Origin of the sequence: Yinghuangia sp. YIM S09857 (genome assembly GCF_051388915.1) — a bacterium.
GTDB lineage: Bacteria > Actinomycetota > Actinomycetes > Streptomycetales > Streptomycetaceae > Yinghuangia.
Map to the genome: position 1 here is coordinate 184,837 of NZ_JBPKBH010000012.1, position 5,707 is coordinate 190,543.

3 protein-coding genes are annotated in these 5,707 nt (G+C 73.8%); 1 reads left to right on the forward strand and 2 read right to left on the reverse strand.

Annotated elements, in window-relative coordinates:
- Both ACRX5S_RS25040 and ACRX5S_RS25045 read right to left on the reverse strand, forming a co-directional pair.
- Positions 1-2,589: BTAD domain-containing putative transcriptional regulator (locus ACRX5S_RS25040; RefSeq protein WP_436775333.1), on the reverse strand; the 2,589-nt coding region annotated here is incomplete at its 3' end.
- A gap of 96 nt (positions 2,590-2,685) precedes the next feature.
- Positions 2,686-3,540 carry an AfsR/SARP family transcriptional regulator gene (locus ACRX5S_RS25045; RefSeq protein WP_436775334.1) on the reverse strand — a complete coding sequence of 285 codons (855 nt, stop codon included), beginning with the start codon at positions 3,538-3,540 and terminating at the stop codon, positions 2,686-2,688.
- A 700-nt stretch (positions 3,541-4,240) separates the two neighbouring features.
- On the opposite strand from ACRX5S_RS25045, the gene ACRX5S_RS25050 reads away from it, so the two are divergent.
- Entirely contained in the window at positions 4,241-5,200 is a 960-nt protein-coding gene (locus ACRX5S_RS25050; RefSeq protein ID WP_436775335.1) for an SCO6745 family protein, read from the forward strand.
- Positions 5,201-5,707: the final 507 nt, after the last annotated feature.

A 5,707-nucleotide genomic window follows, 5' to 3' on the forward strand; every position in this document is an offset into this window, starting at 1 on the left:
TTCGCGTCCGGAGGCGGCCGCGACCGCGCCCGGCCACACGGTGTCCCCGACTACCGCGGCGTCGCGCAGCACGCTGCGCGCGTAGTCGGGAAGTCGGTCGAGGCGGGCGGCGATGATCCGGCGCACGGAGTTCGGCAACAAGCGAACCGCGAGATCGTGCGGCTCACGGTCCACCGCGCACGGCTCCCCCGCCCGCACGTGGCGCGCGAAGGCGTCGACGAGCTCGTGGGCGAGGAACGGGTTTCCGGCGCAGAGGCCGACGAGCAGCGCCCTTGCCGCGCACGCCACTTCGTCGGTGTTCGCCGGGTCGTCCGCGTCGTCGGGCAGGCCGTGTTCGGTGAACAGGTTCCGGATCAGGCGGTCGACGTCGGCGTCCGGGAGGGGGGCCATGGCGACGGTGGTGACGTTGCGCTCGTCGGCGGTGTGGAGCGAGCGGCGCTCGGCGAGTTCGGGGCGGGCGGTGGCGAGCACGAACAGTTCGCTCGCGGCGGACGGGGTGACGTGCCGTCCGACGAGTTCGAGGATCGTGTCGTCCGCCGTGTGCAGGTCGTCGATGACCACCGCCACCGGGCGTTCCAGCGCGGTGTGTTCGAGCAGGCGCCACCACGCGGTGACGATCGCGTCGAGGTCGGTCGGGCCGCCGTACTCCGGGACGCTGCCGAACGCCGCGTGCAACCGGGCCACCATCCACTCGGCGTCGCGCTCGGTGCGGACCGCGCGGCCGATCGTGCGGCGCAGCTGCTCCCGGGCCTCCTCGGGGGTGTGGCCGGGGGTGATTCCGCAGCAGTCGCACAGGCCGTCGGCGATCAGCGGGAGCACGCTCGCGTCGACCAGGCGTGGCGGCAGGCGTACGACCAGCGGGCGCGGTCCGGCGCCGGACCTCGTGCGCAGCACGTGCTCGAACTCGTCGACCATCCGGCTCTTTCCCATCCCCGCGTCGGCCACGACCAACGCCGGGCTCGGGCGCTTGCCGGCGCGGAACAGGTCGATCAGCACATCGAGTTCGCGCGACCGCCCGAGCAGCACGCGGTCCGCCGGGCCCGCGCCGGGCAACAGGATCCCGGTGGCGGCCCAGGCGTTCGCCGCGGCGCCGGCGCGCCGGTAGCCGATGGTCCTGGACGTCTGCCGCCGGGTCTCGTCGCCGACCCAGACCTCGTGCGCCGCGACCAGCGGCAGGACCGAGTGGCACATGTCGAGGATCGCGCCGGTGACCCGGGGCGCCGCCCCGGCCGCGGGGCGGTCGCGCACCAGCGCGGGCCCGGTGGCGACGGCGGCTCGGACGGTGGCCCCGGGGACCATGCCGGACGAGGCCTCCACGTGGTGCCGGACGGCCAGCGCGGCGTACACCGCGCGGACCGGGTCGTCGTCGCGCGTGCGGCGCGCGCCGAACACGGCGACCCACAGGGATCCCAGGCGGGTGGTGAGCACGCCGCCGAAGCGAGCGACCTCGAACCGCACGGCGCCGTCCACACGTTCGGCGGCCGCCTCGATGTCCTCGGGGTCGGCGTACTCGGCGTGCGGCGCGAAGGAGACGCGGACGAACAGGGCGGTGACTTCCTTGTGTTCGGTGACCGCGGTGTCGTCCCGGCGGTCCCGCGCGCTCGGGCGCACCGGGGGGCTCGCGGTGGGAGCGGGGAGGGGGGCGACGCGTCCGGCGGGCGGCGGATCGACCGGCGTGGCAGCCGCGACAGCGCCGGCCGCGGTGGGGCCCGGCAGCGGAACCATGGTGATGCGGGAGCGCGGGGCGTACAGCAGTGCCGGGTCGTGGACGAGGATGGACTGCCGCAGGTCGCGCAGTTCGTGACCGGGTTCGAGGCCGAGATCTTCGATGAGCGCCAGCCGGGCACGGTCGAACGTCTCCAGGGCCTCGGTGTGCCGCCCGCAGCGGTACAGGGTGAGCATGAGCAGGCCGAGCAGGCGTTCGCGGCGGGGCTCGGCCCGTGCGGTGACCTGGAGTTCTGCGGCGACGGCCTCGTGGCGGCCGAGGGCGAGTTCGTTGTCGAAGTGGTCCTCCAGCAGGTCGAGCCGGGCGTTCGCGATGGCCTTGAGCTCGGGCCAGGCCACGCCGTCCTCGACGAGGTCGGCGAGCACCGGGCCGCGCCACAGGGCGAGCGCGTCGCGCCAGAGCAGCGAGGCGACTTCGGGGGAGCCCGCGTCCAACTCCTGGCGTCCTTCGGCGGCGAGTCCGCGGAAGCGGTGCAGGTCGATTTGTTCGGGGGCGACGCGGAGCAGGTATCCCGGTGCGCGGGTGAGGAGTTCGACGCGGGCGCGGGTGAGCCGGTCGCGGCGCTCGTCGGCATCGAACAGGCGACGCAGCCGCCAGACGGTGTTCTGGAGCACCTTGCGCGCGGAGACCGGCGCGGACTCGCCCCACAGGGCGCTGATCAGGCGGCTGGTGGCCACGACCTGGTTGGGGTACAGCAGCAGGTAGCCGAGCGTGGCGCGCTGCCGGGGCCCGCCGAGCGGGAGTTCGGTGCCGTTCCGCTCCGCGGCGAGCGGACCCAGGAGCGTGAATCGCGTGCCGTGCTGCATCGGTGCCTCCAGGTAGGGGGCGGACGGAGCCGGGGCGGCGGCGCGGGGGCCGATCACGACGTCGCTTTGCGAAAAGGCCCGTTGATCACCGCCCGGCGATGCAGGTGCTCGCCGGTGAGTGCGGCGTCACGGGGCCGGATGACCCCGGGCCGGTCACGAAGTCGCGGTATGACGCAGCCCGTTGATCACCGCGCGGCCGACCTGGTGCCTCCCGTCCGGCGTGCGGCGCGGCCGGTCGACGAACCTGAGCACCGCGTCGGCCGTGTGCAGGACCGGGTCGTGCCGCAGGATCTCGCTCTCCAGCCGCCGCAGTTCCGTGTACGGCGCGAGCCCCGGGTCCGCGGCCGGCGACCGGCAGGTGCGCCGGTACGCGTCGAGCGCGTCGGTGTGCCGTCCGCTGCGGTAGAGCGCGAGCATGAGTTGTCCGCACATGCGTTCGCGTGCGGGGTCGGTGTCGAGCGCGACGGCGAGCTCGGCGACGACGTCGGTGTGCCGTCCGAGCATCAGGTCGGCCGTCACCCGGTCCTCGAACGCCGCCACGCCGGCCTCGTTGAGCTCGGTCAACTCCGGCCAGCGTAGGCCGACTTCGAGCAGGTCGGCGAGGGCCTCGCCGCGCCACAGCCCGAGTGCCCGGCGCAGCGTCGCGCCGGCCTGCTCCCAGTGGCGTCCGACGAGTTCGGCCCTGCCGCGGTCCGCGAGGTCGCGGAAGCAGGACGCGTCGATGTGCTCCGGGGCCACGCGCAGGAGGTAGCCGTCCCGGCAGGTGACGATGGAGCACAGCAGGTCGTCGGAGCGGCGCAGGCTGGAGACGGCGTTCTGGAGGATCTTGCGGGCACTCAGCGGCTGTTCCTCGTGCCACAACGCGTCGACGAGGCGGTCGACGGGGACCGTGCGGTTGGCGTGGAGCAGCAGGTAGGCCAGCGTTGCCCTGCGCCGCAGGCCCCCGAGCGGCACAGAAGCGCGGTCTCGCCTGACTTCCAAGGGGCCGAGCACGTTGAACGGCGTCAAGAAGTCCCCCTCGCATGCCTGTGAAGCACTCCGTCCCCCGCGACGGATGCTAACGACCCCGAGTAGACGATTCGTCGACAACTTGTAGACGCCCTTCAAGCCTGATACAGGCCGGAAACTCTGTGGCGACCCACAGACCGCGCGGAAAGAGCCGACGAACAGCCGTCTCGCGAAAATCCTGTGGCACGCCACAAACCGCGCGAAAGAAGGCAGCAAATACTGCCCCCGCGGAAACCCTGTGGGGTGCCACAGATCGCGCGGAAATCGGCGGCCAATGCCGCCTCCGCCCGAAGCCTGTGGCGCGCCACAGTCCTCCACCGCAATTGCCGCCGCCCGCGGATGGGCAGGGGCCCCTCCGAGATGCGTACGGAGAGAGCGGCGCGGATCCGACAACCGCAAAGGCTCCCCCGCAGCCGGCAGTGAGTTTCGTGCGCTGGGACAGAGGGCTTCCGAGGTTGAGTGCGGGGCGAATGGGCGGTCCCGGTCCGGTCGCGGGAAAGCGGGGACGCCCCGCCGTCTCCCGCAGTGGGTCCCGCGCGTCGCACCTGCGCGGCGGTCGACGCCCCGCCGGTCCCCTTGCCGGACGGCCGCGCGCCCCAACCCGTCGCCACCCCTCATCTTCACGCACCCCACGAACTCCCTTCCCGCTTCCGCTTGTTACCCCTGTCCAGCGGGCGCGGGGGCGGCTCATACTGGCGGCATGACTACTGCGGACTTGCCTGATTCGGCCAGGCGTTTGTGGCGGGCCATCGAGCCGGTGCACGGGGTGGCCTACTACGCGCCCGAACCGGCCGAGGCATCGCGGTCATTGGGGCTGGTCGGTTACTGGATGGGCTACTTCGTGGGCCGTCTGGCGCCCGTGGGCGCGGTGGACGCGCCCGTGGCGCAGGCGTTGAGCTTCGCGTTCGCGCCTCGCCGGGTGGCCGGTGCGCTGCCGGAGGCGTGGGCGATCACCACGCCCGAGAAGGCGGTGCGCGCTCGGCTGGACGCGGTATCCGCCGCGTTGGGCCGGGCCATGACCGAGGTGCCCGGGTCGTCCGGCCGTCCGCCGCTGGTGCTCGGGACTGCGCCCGAGGAGGAGGCCGGCGCCCCCGCCGCAGCCGCGCCTTCCCCGTCCGTGTCGCGCGAAGACCTCGCCCGACTGGTCGAGTTGCTGGAACGCGCCGTCGAGGGCTGTACGTACGAGGGCCGCGTGCTGGCCGCCGCCTGGTCCGGCGTACCGCGTCCGGACGACCTCGAAGGCCGCCTCTGGCTCGCGACCGCCGTGTTGCGGGAGCACCGCGGCGACGGGCACATCGTCGCGGTGGCGCACCACGGGCTGACCGGCCTGGAAGCCGGTGTCGCCCATGTGGCGACGGGCCAGGTGACCCGGGAGATCATCCAGGGCACGCGGGGCTGGACCGACGCCGAGTGGACCGACGCCGAACAACGCTTGGCGGAGCGGGGGTTGCTCGACCGCGAGGGGCGTCTCACCGAGGCCGGACGGGAGTTGCGCGCGTCGGTGGAGGCGGCGACCGACCGCCTGGCCTGCGGCCCGGTCGAGCGGCTCGGTGCGGACGGCGTGGCGGAGGCCGTCGGACTCGCCCTGCGCCTCGGGCGGCGCATCTCCGACGACGGCCTGTTCCCCGTGCCGAACCCGATCGGGGTCCCCAGGCCCTGAGTCGGGGCCGCACCGGCACCCGCGCCGGAGCCAGGCGGCAGTCGTCCGCGCGAGCCCCCATACCGGCACGCGCGCAGCCGCTCCCCGCACCGGCGCCAATGGTGTCGTACGTGCGCATACCCGGTTGCTCCGATGGAATCGGGGCAAAGCCCCAGTCACTGTCTGCAAACTCCCGCCGGGCCCGCGCCGCCTGGCACGGCACCGGACGTCGGGAAGCGGCAAAGCTTCCCAGCCCGTCGGCCCTGCGAGCGCCCGTCCCACGGGTTGTGGCGGCCGGAACCCTGCATTGCCATGGGTGGGTCGTGCCCGAGGTGTGCTTCACGGCTCGGCGCGGGCCCAGGGGCGGTGTTCAGGGGCCCGAGCTGTGCTTCACGGCTCGGCGCGGGCCCAGGGGCGGTGTTTCAGGGGCCCGAGCTGTGCTTCACGGCTCGGCGCGGGCCCAGGGACGGTGTCCGGGGCCCGAGGGGTGCTTCACGGGTCGGGGCGGGCCCAGGGACGGTGTCCGGG

Coding starts and splice junctions, on each gene's coding strand:
- ACRX5S_RS25050 (WP_436775335.1), top strand. CDS start 4,241: ATGACTACTGCGGACTTGCCTGATTCGGCCAGGCGTTTGTGGCGGGCC.